This window comes from Micromonospora echinospora (assembly GCF_014203425.1).
GTDB classification, from domain to species: Bacteria; Actinomycetota; Actinomycetes; order Mycobacteriales; family Micromonosporaceae; genus Micromonospora; species Micromonospora echinospora_A.
In genome coordinates, this window is the sequence record NZ_JACHJC010000001.1 from 3920700 (window position 1) to 3937968 (window position 17269).

Annotated in this window: 18 protein-coding genes; 11 read left to right on the plus strand and 7 right to left on the minus strand. The window is 73.0% G+C overall.

The window, feature by feature from the left end; all coding sequences use genetic code 11:
* The first annotated feature begins 1 nt into the window (after nt 1).
* The 3 genes from FHU28_RS18150 to FHU28_RS18160 all read left to right on the plus strand — a co-directional run bounded on the left by FHU28_RS18150 (nt 2) and on the right by FHU28_RS18160 (nt 3131).
* Nucleotides 2–2551: an ATP-dependent Clp protease ATP-binding subunit gene (locus FHU28_RS18150; RefSeq protein ID WP_073830026.1), complete on the plus strand. Its 2550-nt coding sequence runs from the start codon at nt 2–4 to the stop codon at nt 2549–2551.
* A gap of 62 nt (nt 2552–2613) precedes the next feature.
* Nucleotides 2614–2781: a hypothetical protein gene (locus FHU28_RS18155; protein ID WP_184685733.1), complete on the plus strand. Its 168-nt coding sequence runs from the start codon at nt 2614–2616 to the stop codon at nt 2779–2781.
* The gene (locus FHU28_RS18160) at nt 2781–3131 is read left to right on the plus strand and encodes a DUF3140 domain-containing protein (protein ID WP_073829697.1); all 351 of its coding nucleotides are present in this window, start codon (nt 2781–2783) and stop codon (nt 3129–3131) included. The genes FHU28_RS18155 and FHU28_RS18160 overlap by 1 nt, the downstream gene beginning before the upstream one ends.
* Before the next feature lie 47 nt (nt 3132–3178).
* On the opposite strand, the gene FHU28_RS18165 is transcribed toward FHU28_RS18160, so the two are convergent.
* From FHU28_RS18165 to FHU28_RS18175, 3 genes are read right to left on the minus strand one after another with little or no spacing between them, the layout of a single operon-like run.
* On the minus strand, nt 3179–3415 hold the full coding sequence (locus tag FHU28_RS18165; protein WP_030504012.1) for a hypothetical protein: 237 nt from the start codon (nt 3413–3415) through the stop codon (nt 3179–3181).
* Nucleotides 3416–3435: 20 nt separating this feature from the next.
* Nucleotides 3436–4422 carry a LysR family transcriptional regulator gene (locus FHU28_RS18170; RefSeq protein ID WP_184685735.1) on the minus strand — a complete coding sequence of 329 codons (987 nt, stop codon included), beginning with the start codon at nt 4420–4422 and terminating at the stop codon, nt 3436–3438.
* A 47-nt stretch (nt 4423–4469) separates the two neighbouring features.
* Nucleotides 4470–5087, minus strand: coding sequence for a hemerythrin domain-containing protein (locus FHU28_RS18175; RefSeq protein WP_184685737.1), 618 nt, complete (start codon nt 5085–5087; stop codon nt 4470–4472).
* Between the two features lie 127 nt (nt 5088–5214).
* Here FHU28_RS18175 and FHU28_RS18180 point away from each other — a divergent pair, with 127 nt between their 5' ends.
* Entirely contained in the window at nt 5215–6543 is a 1329-nt protein-coding gene (locus tag FHU28_RS18180) for a M20/M25/M40 family metallo-hydrolase (protein ID WP_184685739.1), read from the plus strand.
* A gap of 62 nt (nt 6544–6605) precedes the next feature.
* The gene (locus FHU28_RS18185) at nt 6606–7259 is read left to right on the plus strand and encodes a hypothetical protein (RefSeq protein WP_184685741.1); all 654 of its coding nucleotides are present in this window, start codon (nt 6606–6608) and stop codon (nt 7257–7259) included.
* Nucleotides 7260–7314: 55 nt separating this feature from the next.
* On the opposite strand, the gene FHU28_RS18190 is transcribed toward FHU28_RS18185, so the two are convergent.
* Nucleotides 7315–7506, minus strand: coding sequence for a DUF5703 family protein (locus tag FHU28_RS18190; RefSeq protein WP_043324435.1), 192 nt, complete (start codon nt 7504–7506; stop codon nt 7315–7317).
* A gap of 70 nt (nt 7507–7576) precedes the next feature.
* The gene (locus FHU28_RS18195; RefSeq protein ID WP_184685743.1) at nt 7577–8548 is read right to left on the minus strand and encodes an aldo/keto reductase; all 972 of its coding nucleotides are present in this window, start codon (nt 8546–8548) and stop codon (nt 7577–7579) included.
* 163 nt (nt 8549–8711) lie between these two features.
* Here FHU28_RS18195 and FHU28_RS18200 point away from each other — a divergent pair, with 163 nt between their 5' ends.
* Together FHU28_RS18200 and FHU28_RS18205 are read left to right on the plus strand one after the other, a co-directional pair.
* The gene (locus FHU28_RS18200) at nt 8712–9764 is read left to right on the plus strand and encodes an LLM class F420-dependent oxidoreductase (protein WP_184685745.1); all 1053 of its coding nucleotides are present in this window, start codon (nt 8712–8714) and stop codon (nt 9762–9764) included.
* A complete protein-coding gene (locus FHU28_RS18205; RefSeq protein ID WP_184685747.1) occupies nt 9761–10597 on the plus strand; it encodes an undecaprenyl-diphosphate phosphatase in 837 nt (278 codons plus the stop codon). Before FHU28_RS18200 ends, FHU28_RS18205 begins: the two co-directional genes overlap by 4 nt.
* A gap of 62 nt (nt 10598–10659) precedes the next feature.
* On the opposite strand, the gene FHU28_RS18210 is transcribed toward FHU28_RS18205, so the two are convergent.
* A complete protein-coding gene (locus tag FHU28_RS18210; protein ID WP_184685749.1) occupies nt 10660–11247 on the minus strand; it encodes a hypothetical protein in 588 nt (195 codons plus the stop codon).
* A 979-nt stretch (nt 11248–12226) separates the two neighbouring features.
* Between FHU28_RS18210 and FHU28_RS18215 the strand changes: the two genes are divergently transcribed.
* The 4 genes from FHU28_RS18215 to mshC all read left to right on the plus strand — a co-directional run bounded on the left by FHU28_RS18215 (nt 12227) and on the right by mshC (nt 15729).
* Entirely contained in the window at nt 12227–12940 is a 714-nt protein-coding gene (locus FHU28_RS18215) for a histidine phosphatase family protein (protein WP_184685750.1), read from the plus strand.
* 86 nt (nt 12941–13026) lie between these two features.
* On the plus strand, nt 13027–13608 hold the full coding sequence (locus FHU28_RS18220) for a DUF3090 domain-containing protein (RefSeq protein ID WP_116510679.1): 582 nt from the start codon (nt 13027–13029) through the stop codon (nt 13606–13608).
* Complete coding sequence (locus tag FHU28_RS18225) at nt 13605–14423, plus strand: SCO1664 family protein (protein ID WP_184685752.1); 819 nt, start codon at nt 13605–13607, stop codon at nt 14421–14423. The genes FHU28_RS18220 and FHU28_RS18225 overlap by 4 nt, the downstream gene beginning before the upstream one ends.
* A 67-nt stretch (nt 14424–14490) precedes the next feature.
* A complete protein-coding gene (gene mshC / locus FHU28_RS18230; protein ID WP_184685753.1) occupies nt 14491–15729 on the plus strand; it encodes a cysteine--1-D-myo-inosityl 2-amino-2-deoxy-alpha-D-glucopyranoside ligase in 1239 nt (412 codons plus the stop codon).
* Nucleotides 15730–16450: 721 nt separating this feature from the next.
* On the opposite strand, the gene FHU28_RS18235 is transcribed toward mshC, so the two are convergent.
* Nucleotides 16451–17242, minus strand: coding sequence for a GntR family transcriptional regulator (locus FHU28_RS18235; RefSeq protein ID WP_184685754.1), 792 nt, complete (start codon nt 17240–17242; stop codon nt 16451–16453).
* Nucleotides 17243–17269 lie beyond the last annotated feature (27 nt).

Genomic DNA, 17269 nt, shown 5'->3' on the forward strand with positions numbered 1-17269 from the left:
GATGATGGGACCGGGTGACTTCGGCAACGACCCCTGGGACGAGTTCCTGGCCCGATACTTCGGCCGGGGCGAGGGGGGACGCCGACCGGCGCACCGGGTCGACATCACCCGACTGATGACCGCCGACGCCCGGGAGATGCTCGCCGACGCGGCCCGCCGGGCCGCCCAGAAGCACAGCAACGACCTGGACACCGACCACCTGCTCTGGGCGGCGTTGCAGCGCGAGCCGCTGCGGGACCTCGTACGCCGGGCCGGCGCCGACCCGGACACGCTCGTCAACGCGCTCGGCGGGCGGGGGGAGGGCGCGCCCCGGGGCGAGGTGCCGCCGAACCTGTCGCTGACCCCGGCCGCGAAGCGGGCGCTGCTGGACGCGCACCAGCTCTCCCGCGCGATGGGCGCCAACTACATCGGCCCCGAGCACATCCTGATGGCGCTGCCGCTGAACCCGGAGTCGCCGGCCGGGCGGATGCTCGCCGCCGGCCGGATCCAGCCGGAGTCGTTGCAGGCGGCCAGCGCCGAGCGGGGCGCGGCCGGCCAGCCGCGCCCGGACCGCGGCACCCCCACCCTCGACCAGTACGGCCAGGACCTCACCGAGCTGGCCCGGATGGACCAGATCGACCCGGTGATCGGCCGCGCCGACGAGATCGAGCAGGCGGTGGAGATCCTGTCCCGGCGGACCAAGAACAACCCGGTGCTGATCGGCGAGGCCGGTGTCGGCAAGACCGCGATCGTGGAGGGCCTGGCGGAGCGGATCTGCGACGGCGACGTGCCGCAGACGCTCATCGGCAAGCGGGTGATCCAGCTCGACCTGTCCGGCCTGGTCGCCGGCACCCGCTACCGGGGCGACTTCGAGGAACGCCTGAAGAAGGTGATCGACGAGATCCGCGCCCACCGCGACGAGCTGATCATCTTCCTGGACGAGATCCACACGCTGGTCGGCGCGGGCGGCGCCGGCAGCGAGGGCGGCATGGACGCGTCGAACATGCTCAAGCCGGCCCTGGCGCGCGGCGAGCTGCGGGTCATCGGCGCGACCACGCTCGACGAGTACCGGCGCAGCATCGAGAAGGACGCGGCGCTGGCCCGCCGGTTCCAGCCGGTGCTGGTGCCCGAGCCGAGCGTGGAGGACACCGTCGCGATCCTGCGCGGGCTGCGCGACCGCTACGAGGCGCACCACCAGGTCCGGTTCACCGACGAGGCGCTGATCGCCGCCGGTGAGCTGTCCGACCGGTACGTCACCGACCGGTTCCTGCCGGACAAGGCGATCGACCTGATCGACCAGGCCGGGGCGCGGGTGCGGCTGCGCACGCGTACCCCGGCCGAGGACGTGCGCGAGCTGGAGCAGCAGCTCGAGGACACGCGCCGGGACAAGGAGCAGGCGGTCTCCGACGAGCAGTACGAGCGGGCCTCCGCGCTGCGCGACCGGCTCGCCGAACTGGAGGACCAGGTGCGCCGCGCCCGCGGCGACGAGGCACCCAACCACGTGCCCGAGGTGGGGCCGACGGAGATCGCCGAGGTGGTCTCGCGGGCCACCGGCATCCCGGTCACCCAGCTCACCGAGGAGGAACGCGACCGGCTGCTGCGCCTGGAGGGGCACCTGCACGAGAAGATCATCGGCCAGGACGACGCGGTCAGCGCCGTCTCCGAGGCGGTGCGCCGCTCCCGTACCGGGCTGGCCGACCCGAACCGGCCGATGGGCAGCTTCCTGTTCCTCGGCCCGACCGGCGTCGGCAAGACCGAGCTGGCCCGCGCGCTGGCCGAGGCGCTGTTCGGCGAGGCGGACCGGATGGTCCGGGTGGACATGAGCGAGTTCCAGGAGCGGCACACGGTCAGCCGGCTGGTGGGCGCGCCGCCCGGGTACGTCGGCTACGAGGAGGCCGGCCAGCTCACCGAGGCGGTCCGCCGCCGCCCGTACGCGGTCGTGCTGCTGGACGAGATCGAGAAGGCGCACCCGGACGTGTTCAACATCCTGCTCCAGGTGCTCGACGACGGCCGGCTCACCGACAGCCAGGGCCGGACGGTGAACTTCAAGAACACCGTGCTGATCATGACGAGCAACCTCGGCTCGGAGCTGATCACCGGCACCCAGCGCACCGTCGGCTTCGCCAGCGGCGCTCCCGGCGAGCAGGAGAACGACGAGCTGCGGGAGCGGCTGATGCGCCGGCTCCAGGAGAACTTCCGCCCGGAGTTCCTCAACCGCATCGACGAGGTGATCATCTTCCAGCGGCTGGAGGCCGAGCAGCTGCGCCAGATCACCGGTCTGCTGCTGGAGGAGACCCGCCGCCGCATGCACGCCCAGGACATCCAGGTCGAGTTCAGCACCGCCGGGGTGGACTGGCTCGCCGAGCACGGCTACCAGCCGGAGTTCGGCGCCCGCCCGCTGCGCCGGGTGATCCAGCGCGAGGTCGACAACCGGCTGTCCCGGATGCTGCTGGAGAACGAGATCTCCCCGGGGCAGAAGGTCACCGTCGACACCCGCGACGGCCAGCTGGTCTTCGACGTCACCGCCGGTGAACGCGGGCACGCGGCGGCCACCACGTCTCATCCCCGATGACCGGTGACGGTCCGTCCCGCACGGGACGGACCGCCTCGGCACCGAAGGATCGGAGGACGGACATGACCGAACCCGAGGAATCCCGCGACGACACCGCCGCCGGTGAACCGATCGAGGCGGCCCCGACGGCGAACCCGTCCCGGGTCCGGGTACCGCCGGAGGGCGTGCGGCAGCAGACACCGAACGAGGGCGAGGCGGCACCCGGGCCGCCGCCGGCAGAGGAGGCGTGATGGCACGCGAGGCGCGACTCGACCCCGAGGTCGAGGTGATCTGGGACGACTTCCACGCCGAGGTGAACGTCGAGTCCGAGACGCTGCGGCAGTGGTTGCTGACCCGCGGGTCGGGCGAGGAGGCGTTCGGCCCCAATCCGGACCTCGACCTACCCGAACCCGGGCGGCAGATCCTCGCCGTGCTGCGCAAGCGCAAGGTGGACCTCACGCCGGAGGACATCGAGGTGATGCAGGAGGCGATCACCCGGATCCGGGAGCTGACCGCCGAGCGGCCACGCCGGGGCAACGCCGACGACGAGTGGCGGCACGCCCTGCTCGACCTCGGTCACGACGTGCTGATCGAACGCTGAGCCGGTACGCCGGCGCCCGGGCGGATCACCCGCCCGGGCGCCGGCGTCTACTCCGACTCCAGGCTGGGCAGTCGCAGCCCGGCCGCGTCCGCCGCGGCCAGCAGGTCGTCCCGGGCCCGCTCCGTACGGCTGAGCAGGTTGGCGTACTCGGTGACGTCGGCCGGGTCCGGCACCTCCGGCAGCCGCCGCAGGAACGCCTCCACCTCGGCGGCGGCGGTGGTGTGCGCGGTGGCCGCCTGACGCAGCAGCTCCCGCTGGTCGGCGGCCGGATACAGATCAGTCATGTCGCCGGTGTTACCCGGGTTCAGGCGATTCGCACCCCGCCGGTGCCATTCGGCTGCACGCCGAACTCCGGGTGCGCCAGCAGCCAGCCCAGATAGTCGGGGTGGTTGGCCAGCGCGTCCGTGTACGCCGCCACCGCCGCCGCCAGCACCGGGTCGGCCACCCCGGCGGCCGGCACGTCCGGATGCCAGCCGAGCAGCAGCCGCCAGCGCAGCGGCGAACCGGCCAGCCGCCGCGTGACCAGCCCGGCGACCGGCCGGAACGTGGCCTGGCACAACGCCACCGCCGCGCCCGCGTCCACCAGTTCCAGGGCGGCCCGCACGTCCGCCTCGTACACCTTCTTGGGGGTGAAGCCGGCGCGTGCGCACGCGGCGGCGAAGCAGTCGCCGAAGCAGCCGTCGCCCGGCGCGGCCACCCACCGCTCGTGGCCGAGGTCGACCAGGTCGATCTCGGCGCTACCGGCCAGCGGGTGGGTCTGCGGCAGCAGCACGCAGATCGGCTCCACGGCCACCTCCCGCCAGCTCAGCCCGAACCCCGCCGACGGCGTCGAGTCGCCGCACACCCCGGTGAGGGCGAAGTCGAGCCGGCCGCCGGCCACCATCTGCGCCAGCTCGTCCACCGACCACGAGGAGTACGTGGTGATCTGCGCGTCCGGCCGCTCGGCGGCGAGCCGGTGCACCAGCCGGCCCATGATCGGGCTGTTCACCCCGCCGAAGCGGTACCGGCGCAGCGGGTCTCCCGCGCCGGCCATCCGGGCCGCCTCGTCCCGCAGGCCCTTCATCGCCGGCAGCAGCACCCGCGCCCGGTCCAGCACCAGCTCGCCCAGCGCGGTCGGGCGGGCGCCGCGGCGGTCCCGTTCGAACAGTGGCCCGCCCAGCGCCCGTTCGATCCGCTGAAGCTGGGCGGTCAACGCCGGCTGGGCCAGGCCGAGCGCCGAGGCGGCCTTGGTCACGCTTCCCGTCTCCGCGATCGCGCAGACCACACGCAGGTGTCGCAGCTCCAGATCCATACCGTGACGGTAGGACCACTAATCGATACGCGAAAGGGGCGATCGGCTCATGCCTCGCGGCGGTGTTCCAGGTCACTCAGCCGGGTACGCCGTCCGGTGACCACGTCACGCACCTTGTCCAGCACCCCGACCGCCGGTTCGACGATCTTGTTCCAGGGCGGGGTGGCCGGGGTACCGGGGTGCGGACGCGTCGGCGCCGCCTCCTCCGCGATCTCCCACCGGTTGCCCAGCCGGATCATCTCGGCGTCGCTTGCCACCTCCCGCAGCGGCGTGACCAGCGCCGCGACACGACTGACGTGCCGGCGCACCCGCTCGGCCACGTCCGCGACCGCCGGATCGTCAGCGCCGGACAGCCCCTTGAGCGCGGTCAGCAGCCCGGCGTCGGCCTCGATCTCCCGTTCGACCAGCTCGACGGCGTCCGGCATGGCGGCCCGGGCCGCCGGGAACAGGTACTGCTCCTCGGCCGACAGGTGCCGGGACACCGCGGCGGTCAGCACGTCCAGCACGTCGCGCCGCTCGGCCGCCGCCAGCGCCGGGTCGGTGACCCGGTCGGCCAGCCCCAGCAGCGCCCGGTGCTCGATGTCCACGAGGTCGGCGACGCTGCGGCCCCCGGGCCGGTACGCGTCGTCGGCGGCGGGCGGCAGCGGCGGCAGGGGGACGGTCATGATGCCCTCCTCGTGACGGCCGGGGTCGATGTCCCGGGCGCCTCCGCCGGTACCCGGCCGGGCGATCCACGAAACCGCGGCGCGCACCGGCGACCGCGACGACCTCGCCTGCTGATATAAGGAAGCGATGACGAGCGACGCCCTCCCCGCCCGGCCCGACGCCACCGACGAGGTCGTGGACCTCTGCCGCGACCTGCTGCGCATCGACACCACGAACACCGGCGACAACGACACGAGCGTGGGGGAGCGGCGCGCCGCCGAGTACGTGGCGGAGAAGCTCGCCGAGGTCGGTGTCGACGCCGAGATCCACGAATCCGCCCCCGGCCGGGCGAACCTGGTCGCCCGCATCCCCGGCACCGAGCCGGGCCGCGACGCGCTGCTCGTGCACGGCCACCTCGACGTCGTCCCCGCCGACCCGGACGAGTGGTCGGTGCACCCGTTCTCCGGCGAGATCCGCGACGGCTACCTGTGGGGCCGCGGCGCGATCGACATGAAGGACTTCGACGCCATGGTGCTCGCCGTGGTGCGCGGCTGGCAGCGCGCCGGCGTCCGCCCCCGGCGCGACATCGTGCTCGCGTTCACCGCCGACGAGGAAGCCGGCAGCGACTACGGCGCGCACTTCCTCACCCAGCGGCACCGCGACCTGTTCGACGGCTGCACCGAGGCGATCGGCGAGGTGGGCGGCTTCTCCTACTCGGTGGACGACCAGCGCCGGCTCTACCTGATCGAGACCGCCGAGAAGGGCATCGACTGGCTGCGCCTGCACGCCAAGGGCCGGCCCGGCCACGGCTCGATGATGCACGACGACAACGCGGTCACCGCCTTGGCCGAGGCGGTCGCCCGGATCGGCCGGCACCGCTTCCCGGTGGTGATGACCGACACCGTCCGCGCCTTCCTGGCCGAGGTCTCCGACGTGCTCGGCATCGAGATCGACCCGGACGACCCGGAGACCGCGATCGCCAAGCTCGGCCCGATCGCCAACATCATCGGCGCGACCATCCGCAACACCGCCAACCCGACCCGGCTGGCCGCCGGCTACAAGGACAACGTCATCCCCGGCCGGGCCACCGCCACCATCGACTGCCGCAGCCTGCCCGGGCAGAGCGAGGAGCTGGAGCGGCAGCTGCGCGAGCTGGTCGGCCCGGACATCGCCATCGAGTACGTCCAGCGCCAGCCGGCCCTGGAGACCACCTTCGACGGTGACCTGGTGGCGGGCATGTCGGCCGCGCTGCGCGCCGAGGACCCGGGCGCGCACCCGGTGCCGTACATGCTCTCCGGCGGCACCGACGCCAAGGCGTTCACCCAGCTCGGCATCCGCTGCTTCGGTTTCGCGCCGCTGCGGCTGCCCGCCGACCTCAATTTCTCCGGCCTGTTCCACGGCATCGACGAGCGGGTTCCGCTGGACGGACTACAGTTCGGCGTGCGGGTTCTGGACCGCTTCCTGCGTACCTGCTGACCGCGCCCACAGCGGCGCCGCCGGCGCGGAACCCTCCCCCCATCGCGAAGGGACTGCCACACATGACCGACCAGCACGGTGAGCTGGATGCCGCCCTCGAGCAGGTGATCGACGCCGCTCGTGCCCACCTGGCCGCCGTCCGGGCCGCCCAGGGCCGGATCGACGACGACGCCGTCTGGCAGGCGTACGTCGCGTTGAACAACGCCTCGTTCGCCTACGACGAGCAACTGCTCGACGCGTTCGGCGAGGTGACGCCCTGGGACGTGGAGTCGATCGACCCGGACGAGGCCGACGAGCGCTTCGGCGCCGTCGAGGGCGGCGAGCCCACCGACCCGCACCCGCGGGTCATCTCGGTGCGGCAGCGGCGCGACTACCGGGTGCCCAGCGTCGCCGCGCTGCTGCGCGCGGCCGAGGCGGCCCGCCGCGACGGCACCCCGGAGGAGGACGAGCCGGCCCCGGTGGAGGGGGTCGGCGAGGCGGTGCTGGAGCTGCTGCAGAGCGGCGACGGCTCGCTGTCCGCGCTGGACGTGCCGGAGCTGGAACCGCTCGACGGCGTGGTCATGGTCAGCGAGGTCGGCACCCCTGTCGACCTGGAGTCGTTCGACGACGACGACCCGGTCGGGCCGTTCCAGCCCGCCGCCGACGACCGGCTGGTCGGCCGGCTCGACGAGCACCCGTTCATGGAGCTCGACGAGGAGCACGACCACGCGCACTAGGCCGTGCGCGTCCCCGGGGCCGTGCCGCGTCGCGCGGCCCCGGCGGACGGGCCCGTCAGTACGACAGGCCCGGCTGCGGCTTGTTCACCAGGCGGCGCCGCAGCACCACCTGCCGCGTGCCGTCCCGGTAGAGCCGCACCCGGGCCAGCTCCCAGCCGGAGAACTCGGCCTGGATCGCCAGCTGCGCCGCGGCGGTCAGCCGATCGACGTTCGAGGGCAACCGCAGCGGCGCGTATTCGTAGTCCATGCCCCTATGCTGCCCAGGTGGCGGGCCCTCCGCCACCCCCTGACGGTGACCCGGATCGCCCCGCCGCGACTCAGCCGTCGCGCTCCGGATAGCCCACCGGCACCGCCGACACGTCGTCGAGCGCCGTGACGATCTCCGCCGGCAGCGTCATCCGCTCCACCTGCAACGCGCCGAGCAGTTGCCCGACGGTGCGGGCGCCCAAAATCGGCGCGGTCACGCCGGGCCGGTCCCGGACCCAGGCCAGCGCCACCTCCAGCGGCGACACGCCGAGCCCGCCGGCCGCGATGGCGACCGCCTCCACGATGCTGGAGCAGCGCGGCTCCAGGTAGGTGGCGACGAACCGCTCGAAGTGCGGCGACACCGCCCGGGAGTCGGCCGGGCGGCCGTTGCGGTACTTGCCGGTGAGCACGCCCCGGCCCAGCGGCGACCACGGCAGTACGCCCAGCCCCATCCCGGCGCAGGCGGGCAGCACCTCCCGTTCCACGCCGCGCTCCAGCAGCGAGTACTCCACCTGCGCGGCGACCACCGGCGCCCGCCCCGGCCAGGCGGCCTGCCAGGTTGCGGCGCGGGCGGTCTGCCAGCCGGAGAAGTTCGACACGCCGACATAGCGTGCCTTCCCGCTGGACACGGCGTGGTCCAGTGCCGAGAGCGTCTCCTCCAGCGGGGTGTCCGGGTCGTACCCGTGCACCTGCCAGAGGTCGACGTGGTCGGTGCCGAGCCGGCGCAGCGAGGCGTCGAGCGTACGCAGCAGGTGCCCGCGCGAGCCGTCTCGGCGCCGGCCGCTGCCCGGCCGCAGCCCCGCCTTGGTGGCGATCAGCAGCTCGTCGCGGTCCACCAGGCTGCCCAGCAGCGAGCCGATCACCGCCTCGGCGTCGCCGTCGGCGTACACGTCGGCGGTGTCCACGAGGTTGCCGCCCGCGTCGAGGAAACTCTTCAGCTGGGCGGCCGCGTCGTCGGCGTCGGTGTCCCGTCCCCAGGTCATGGTGCCGAGCGCGAGCCGCGATACCGCCAGCCCGCTTCGGCCGAGCGGTCGCTGTTGCATGCGTGAACCTTATTTCGAACCCGGCGTCACGGATATCCTCGCCGCAGTCAAGTTCCCGCGCGACATCAGACCGGTGTGACATGTTCGGGTGAGCCGGACGTCGAGTGCGCCACGCTCATTGCGTAACCTGATGCGACCTGTGGTGCGGATGGCGGGAGGATCAGTGCGACTCGGGCTCAACCTCGGATACCAGACGGCGTGGAGCACGCCGTTCGACCACCTGGCATTGGCCCAGGAGGCGGACCGGCTCGGCTACTCGGTCGTGTGGGCCGCAGAGGCGTACGGCTCGGACTCGCCGAGCATCCTGTCCTGGATCGCCGGGCAGACGGAGCGGATCGACGTCGGGTCGGCGGTCATGCAGATCCCGGCCCGCTCGCCGGCCATGACCGCGATGACCGCGGCGACCATCGACGCGATCTCCGGCGGCCGGTTCCGGCTCGGCCTGGGCGTGTCCGGCCCGCAGGTCTCGGAGGGCTGGCACGGCGTCCGGTTCGCCAAGCCGCTGGCCCGCACCCGCGAGTACGTCGACATCGTCAAGCTGGCGGTGGCCCGCAAGGAGGTCGCGTACGACGGCGAGCACTACACGCTGCCGCTGCCGGACGGCCCGGGCAAGGCGCTGCGGCTGGGCTTCCACCCGCCGCGCGAGCACATCCCGATCTACCTGGCCGCCGTCGGCCCGAAGAACCTGGAGCTGGCCGGCGAGATCGCCGACGGCTGGCTGGCCGTCTTCTACTCCCCGGAGTTCGCCGAGGAGCACCTCGCCTCGGTCCGGACCGGCCGCGCCGCCGCCGGCAAGGAACTGGACGGCTTCGACGTGGTGCCGTCCGTGCCGGTCGTGATCGGCGACGACATCGCCACCTGCGCCGAGCTGGTCCGCTGGTACGCCGCCCTGTACGTCGGCGGCATGGGCAGCCGCAAGCAGAACTTCTACAACCAGCTCGCCACCCGGATGGGCTACGGCGACGCGGCCCGCGAGGTCCAGGACCTCTACCTGGCCAAGCGGCAGCGCGACGCGGCCGCCGCCGTACCCATGGAGTTCATCGACCGCACCTCGCTGCTCGGCCCGAAGGAGCGCATCGCCGAGCGCATGCGGGAGTACGCCGCCGCCGGCGTGACCACGCTGTCGGTGTCGCTGTTCGTGGCCGACCGGGAGAGCGGGGTGCAGACCCTGCGGACCGTAGCCGAGGCGCTGGAGCTGTCCGGAGTCGGCGAGTGACCTGGCTCGAAGCCATCGTCCTGGGCCTCGTCCAGGGACTGACCGAGTTCCTCCCGGTGTCCTCGTCGGGGCACCTGCGGATCACCTCGGCCATCTTCTTCGGCCGGGACGCGGGCGCGTCGTTCACCGCTGTCACCCAGCTCGGCACCGAAGCCGCCGTCCTGATCTACTTCGCCAAGGACATCTGGCGGATCGTGCGGACCTGGTGCGTGGGCCTGGTCGACCGCTCGGTGCGCTCCAGCCTCGACTACCGCATGGGCTGGTACGTCATCGTCGGCACCATCCCGATCGGCATCTTCGGACTGATCTTCAAGGACCAGATCCGCACCGCCGGCCGGAACCTCTGGCTGATCTCCTGCACACTGATCCTCGGCGCGGTGCTGCTCGCCTTCGCCGAGTACTGGGGCCGCCAGACCCGTACGCTGGAGAACTTCCGGATGCGCGACGGCGTGATCATGGGCTTCGCCCAGGCCGCGGCGCTCGTGCCCGGCGTGTCCCGCTCAGGCGGCACGTTGACCGCGGGCCTGCTGCTCAACCTGACCCGGGAGACCGCGGCCCGCTACTCGTTCCTGCTGGCCATCCCGGCCGTGGTGATCTCCGGTGTGTTCAGCCTTCCGGACGTCTTCGAGCCGTCCGCGCCCGGCACCGCCGCGCCGAGCGTCGCGCAGATGGTGGTGGCGACGCTCATCGCGTTCGTCGTCGGGTACGCCGCCATCGCCTGGCTGCTGCGCTACGTCGCACACCACACGCTGTACGTCTTCGTGCTGTACCGGGTGGCGCTCGGCAGTCTGGTCATCTGCCTGCTGGCCACGGGCACGCTCAGCGCGACCTGACGCTGCCCCTGGCACGCGAAAGGCCGGCACCCCGTCTCGGGGTGCCGGCCTTTCGCTGTGTATTACTTGTTCCAGTGTTCGGCGACGAGGTCGGCGGCCTGCTGCTCCCACTGGGCGTAGTGGTCGGGGTAGGCGGAGACCTGCACGGTCTGGGCGGCCTTGGTCAGCGGCATGTCCTGCCAGCCGTCGACCTGCTTCAGACCCTTCAGGAACGCCGTCGTGGAGTACTCGGGGTCGGTGATCTGCTCGACCGTGCCCCACCCGCTGGAGGGGCGCTGCTGGAACAGGCCCTGCGAGTCGTGGTCGTTGCGGTCACCGAGGTGGCCGAGGTTCTCCAGCTTCGACTCCTGCAACGCCGTGGCGATGGACACGACGGCGGCGCGCTCGTCCATGCCGGCCTTCTTGGTGGCCGCGATGATCGCCTTGACGTTGGCGGTCTGCTCGTCGTTCAACTCGATGCGCGACTGGTTGCCCTGCACGCCGTGCGGGATCAGCGCGGCGGTGTCGAGCTTGCCGGCCGTCTGCGTGGTGACCGCGGCGTCCCGCGCGGTGGGGGTGCTGTCGGTGTGGTTGAGCGGACCGGCGGCCAGACCACCAGCAACGGTCAGACCGGCGATACCGAGGATGCTCTTGCGCAGAATCGTGTTCATGGGGGCTCCATTCGGGGGTCGACGCACACCCACAGGGGATGGGATGCGCGGGCACCGTCAGGCGCTCAAGAAAGTCTTCGGGGATTTCCGGCTCGCTGCTCGTGGTGCGGGGGCCGGAGGCATGTGCAACGACCGCCGCCCCGCGTTCATTCCGGGGCCCGCCATCGGCCCCGCGGGGGTGCGGGGAATGCTGCTGCGGTCGTTCACCAGGTATAACGCCCCGGCCCCGCCCACGATTCCGCCACCAGGGTGTCCCCGACCACCCCGAAACCCGACACCCCAGCCCACTCCCGGACACCGACCCCGGACCGCCCGCCCCAGCTCGACTCCAGGCCAGCCCGGGCCCAGGTCGCCCTTGTTGCCGTCGATGATGAAGTTGACGGCACCTGACGTCCGGCTCTCACCGCCAACCCATGATCAACGGCCGACGCCTGCCCCCGCCTTTCAGGAGAACTTGGAAGGAAACGGCCCTTATGCGGGCGCATAGCTTCCAAGATCTCCCGCGCGGGCCGCAAGCCACGCTCAGAGAGCGCCGAAGACTGGCGACCGGGCACCTCAGCAAACCCGCACGCCTCACCTCCCCGAGCCACCCGGACCGCCCGCCGCTTCCCACTCCACCCCTGTCGCCGGCCCGACCGTCGATCATGACGTTAACGGCATCCGGTGTCCGGTTTGTCGCCGTCAATGTCATGATCGATGCAAACCTGCGGACAGCAGACGGCGGGCTGGTCGGCGTGCCCCACCTGCGAGGAGATCTTGGTACGGAGCGACCCCCACGAGGGCGATTCCGTACCAAGATCTCGATCGCGGGCGCCGTGCGGCGCCGTTGACCATGAGGTTGGCGGGTTCTGCTGCCCGTTATGTCCCGGTCAACTTCATGATCGACGGGGCAGGGTGGGGCAAGGCGGAGCAGAGCAGGGCGGGCGGGGGAAGGCGGGGGTCGTGGCGGGACGATCACCTTCGGGGCGTACCGCCTAGGGTGGTCAGCGTGGCGACCCTTCTGCTTCTGCGACACGGCCGGACCACCGCGAACGCCGACGGCGGCCTGGCCGGGCGGCAGCCGGTCGAGCTGGACGACACCGGCCGGGCGCAGGCGACGGCGGTGGGCGCACGGCTCGCCGGGCTGCCGCTCGCGGCGGTGGTGACCAGCCCGCTGATCCGCTGCCGGCAGACCCTGGAACTGGCGCTGCCGGACGCCGAGCCGGTGGTCGACGAAGGGCTGATCGAGTGCGGGTACGGCGACTGGGAGGGACAGTCGCTGAAGAAGCTGGCGAAGGAGCCGCTGTGGCCGGTGGTCCAGCAGCACCCGAGCGCCGCCGCGTTCCCGCAGGGGGAGTCGATGGCGGCGATGTCCGCGCGCGCGGTGGCCGCGGTACGGGCGTGGGACGCGCGGGTGTCCGCCGAGCACGGGCCGGAGGCGGTCTGGCTGGCGTGCAGCCACGGCGACGTGATCAAGGCGATCGTGGCGGACGCGCTCGGCGTACACCTTGATCTTTTCCAGCGGATCGTGGCCGACCCGGCGTCGGTGACGGCGATCCGCTACACCCCGTTGCGGCCGTTCCTGGTCCGCCTCAACGACACCGGCGGCGATCTGTCGGCGCTGGTCCCGCCGCCGCGTAAGCGGCGCCGGCGCGCGGCACGGCCGGCCGAGTCGGACGCGGCGGTCGGCGGGGGCGCGGGCGCGGCCGGATAGCCGGCCCGTCACGGCGCGTTCGCTCTGGGCGGATTCGGCGTCGGTGGGCTGCGCGGCACTTCCACGCGCCGGATAGGGTCGTGGGTATGACGCACCAGGTGCACGCCTTCGAGCCGCCCGAGCGGTTCGTCGCCGGTACGGTCGGCCCGCCGGGGGAGCGTACGTTCTTCCTCCAGGCGCGCGGCGGCGGCCGGCTGGTCAGCGTGTCGCTGGAGAAGGTCCAGGTGTCGTTGCTCGCCGAGAAGCTCGAAGAGCTGCTCGCCGAGGCGCAGCGCCGCTTCGGCGTGCAGCTGCCGGAGGCCGCGCCGACGACGGGCGGCGACAACGAGCCGCTCGACACCCCGGTGGACGAGGAGTTCCGCGTCGGCACGCTGGGCCTGGCCTTCGACGTGGACACCGCGACAGTGGTGATCGAGGCGATCGCCGTGGGTGAGGCGGAGGTCGAGGTCGAGCTGGGCGGCGCGGACGACGACGCCGACGAGGAACCGGAGGAGCCGGACGACGACCTCGACCGGCTCCGGGTGCGGCTGACCCCGGAAGCGACCCGCGAGTTCATCGAGCGGGCCAAGCGCGTCGTCAACGCCGGCCGTCCCCCCTGCCCGCTGTGCGGGCAGCCGCTGGACCCGGCCGGTCACCTCTGCCCCCGGAACAACGGCTATCACCGGTGACGTCGTCGGAACTGCAGCCCCGACAGGACGGCGCCGAGGCGCTGCGGCTGCTCGCCGACGGTGAGCTGACCCTGGAGGGGCGGCTGGTCGACGCCTCCAACGCCACTCTGCGCGGCGTCGTCGCGCTCGGCGACGTCACCGCCCACTGTGTCTACAAGCCGGTACGCGGCGAGCGCCCGCTGTGGGACTTCCCGGACGGCACGCTCGCCGGCCGGGAGGTGGCCGCCTACCTGGTGTCCCGCGCCACCGGCTGGGACCTGGTGCCGCCGACGGTGCTGCGCGACGGCCCGTTCGGTCCCGGCTCCTGTCAGCTCTGGATCGACGAGCCGGACGACGCCGAGCCGCTCGTCGGGTTCGTGCCGGCGCGGGAGGTCCCGCCGCGCTGGTTCCCGGTGGCCGCGGCCCGCGACGACGACGGCGCGGCGTACGCGCTGGCCCACGCCGACGACCCCCGCCTGGCCCGGCTCGTCGTGCTCGACGCGGTCATCAACAACGCCGACCGCAAGGGCGGGCACGTGCTCGTCGGCCCGGACGACCGGATCTACGGCGTCGACCACGGCGTGAGCTTCCACGTCGAGGAGAAGCTGCGTACGGTGCTGTGGGGCTGGTCCGGCCGCGAGCTGCCACCGGACGCGGTGGAGATGCTCGACGGCCTGGCCGGTCAGCTTCGCGGCCCGCTCGGCGACGAACTGGCCGAGCACCTGACGATCGGCGAGACCGCGGCGCTGGCGGCCCGGGTGCGGCGGCTGCGCGAGACCGGCCGGTTTCCGCTGCCCCCCGAGGAGTGGCCGGCGATGCCCTGGCCACCGATGTGAGCCGCTGTCGCGTTGATCACCCGTAGGGCGGCACCCGAGCGTCTGACGGATCGTTAGGCTGGCGGTCATGGAGTCTTGGGCGGGACACGAGGTGCCACGGCTGCCCGGCGCGGGCGTGCCGCTGAGGTTGTACGACTCGGCGCGGCAGGGCGCCCACCCCAGCCGGCCCAAGGGCGCGGCCTCGATGTACGTCTGCGGCATCACCCCGTACGACGCCACACACCTCGGGCACGCCGCCACCATGATCGCGTTCGACCTGGTGCAGCGGATGTGGCGCGACGCCGGCCTCGACGTGCGCTACGTGCAGAACGTCACCGACATCGACGACCCGCTGCTGGAACGCGCCGAGCGCGACGGCGAGGACTGGAAGGTCCTGGCCATGCGCGAGACCGCGCTGTTCCGCGAGGACATGGAGTCGCTGCGGATGATCCCGCCGGCGCACTACGTCGGCGCTGTCGAGTCGATCCCGGAGATTGCCGAGAAGGTGCTGGTGCTGCTCAAGGACGGCGCGGCGTACCGGCTCGACGACGGCACCGGCGACGTCTACTTCGACGTCTCCGCCGCCCCGCGCTTCGGATACGAGTCGAACCTGTCCCGCGAGCAGATGCTGGAGTTGTTCGCCGAGCGCGGCGGCGACCCGGAGCGCGCCGGAAAGCGCGACCCGCTCGACCCGCTGCTGTGGCGCGGCGTCCGCGAGGGCGAGCCGTCCTGGCCCGGCGGCGAACTCGGCGCGGGCCGTCCCGGCTGGCACATCGAGTGCACAGTCATCGCGCTGAACCTGCTCGGCGACCGGATCGACGTGCAGGGCGGCGGCAACGACCTGATCTTCCCGCACCACGAGTGCTCCGCCGCGCACGCCGAGCGGCTCACCGGCGAGGCGCCGTTCGCCGACCACTACGTACACGCCGGCATGATCGGCCTGGACGGCGAGAAGATGTCGAAGTCCCAGGGCAACCTGGTCTTCGTGTCCCGGCTGCGGGCCGACAAGGTCGACCCGATGGCGGTGCGGCTGGCCCTGATGAGCGGCCACTACCGCACCGACCGCTCCTGGACCGACGAGCTGCTCACCGAGGCGCACGAGCGGCTGGACCGCTGGCGGCGGGCCGCCGCCGCGCCGGCCGGGCCGTCGGGTGCGGCGTTGCTGGCCGAGGTACGCGAGCGCCTGGCCGACGACCTGGACACGCCGGGCGCTCTGGCGGCGGCTGACCGCTGGGCCGACGGAGCCCTGAACGGCGCCTCGGACGACCCGGAGGCCCCGGCGCTGTTCACCGACACGGTCGACGCCCTCCTCGGCATCGCCCTGTAGCCGTTCCGCCTTCTGCCCGGTCGCCCGTCCCGCGCCACCCCGGCGTGCCCTCGCACCTTCGTCGCGCCCTGCCGCGCCCGTCCCCGAGCCGCCTCTGGCTCCGTGCCGCGCGCCCTGCCCTTTGCTCGTCCCCGAGCCGCCCCTCTTGCCCCGTGCCGCGCCTGCTCGCTCGCCCATCCCCGAGCCGCCCTCTCGTGCCCCGTGCCGCCCTCTCCCGCTCCCTCCCGCCCCTCGCCTTGGCTCGCCTCGCCGATCTTGCACTTGCGGCCCGCGTTCTCGCCGTTTCGCCCCGATTTGCGGGGGCGAAGCCGCAAGATCGCGTCACCCGACGGGTGGGTGGAACGTGATGGGTGTGTCGGGGGCGGTTTGACACCCATGGTGTTCCACCCCGGCATGGCCCGGCCCGAGAACTCCGCCCCGGCGTGGCCATTCCGGGAGCTGCGCCCGTGTGCCCCGACCCGGGAGTTCCGCCCGGGCGTGGCCCTTCCGGGAGCCTGTGTGCGTGCGGCGCCGGTCCTGCCGGTGCGCCTCGGCGATCTTGCACTTGTGGCCCCTGGGGCGTCGTAAATGCCCCATCTGCCGGGGCGCGAAGTGCAAGATCACCGGGGCGTGCGCATGATCGCCGGGGCGCGGGGCGCGGGGCGCGGGGCGCGGGGCGCGGGGCGCGGGGCGCGGGGCGCGGGGCGCGGGGCGCGGGGCGCGGGGCGCGGGGCGCGGGCGGTCAGCCCAGGACCAGGCCGGGGTCGGGGTCCTGGTCGGGGGACGGAGCGGGGATCTTGTACTCCTCGGTGAGCGTGGTCATCGGGCCGGGCCAGGTGGCCTGCGCGACCTCGATCGGCTTGCGCCGCTCGTCGTAGGCCACGTGCAGCAGGTGCAGCACCGGCGTGTCCGGGCGGATCTGGAGGATCTCCGCCTCCTCCCGGCTGGGCTGGCGCGCGCTGATCGTGTCGGTGGCGGTGACGTACCGCCGGCCGGTGACCTCCTCGGCCTCCTGGTAGAGGGGGCGGCCGAACGCCTCGGCGCGCTCCAGCGAGGTGCCGGCGGTGTCGGCGGGCAGGAACCACGACGCGCCGACCTCGACCGGGGAGTCGTCGGTGCGTACCAGGTGTCGCCGGCAGAGCAGTTCGGTGCCGTCGGCGACGCCGAACGCGTCGGCCACCTCCGCCGGGGCGGGGGAGCGGCCGACCGAGACGAGCTGCTGGCGGTACCGGGCGGCCAGGTCGGTGTGGTAGCCGCGGAAGCCGCCGTACCGGCCCCGGGACAGGCGGTTGAGGCGGCGCCGGGTGCCCCGGACGTACGTACCGGAGCCGGGTTTGGTGATCAGGATGCCCTCGACCCGTAGCTGGTCGACGGCGCGCTGGACGGTCTGCTTCGCGACGCCGAACATCTCGGCGATGGCCGGGATGGACGGCAGCCGCTCGCCGGGACCCCAGTCGCCGCGGCGCACCTGGGCCTTGAGCTGTGCGGCGATCTGCCGGTGCGGGAACTCGGCCGCGCCGGGGTTGATCTGCATCCGGGCCTCCTCAGAACAGCTAGGTTC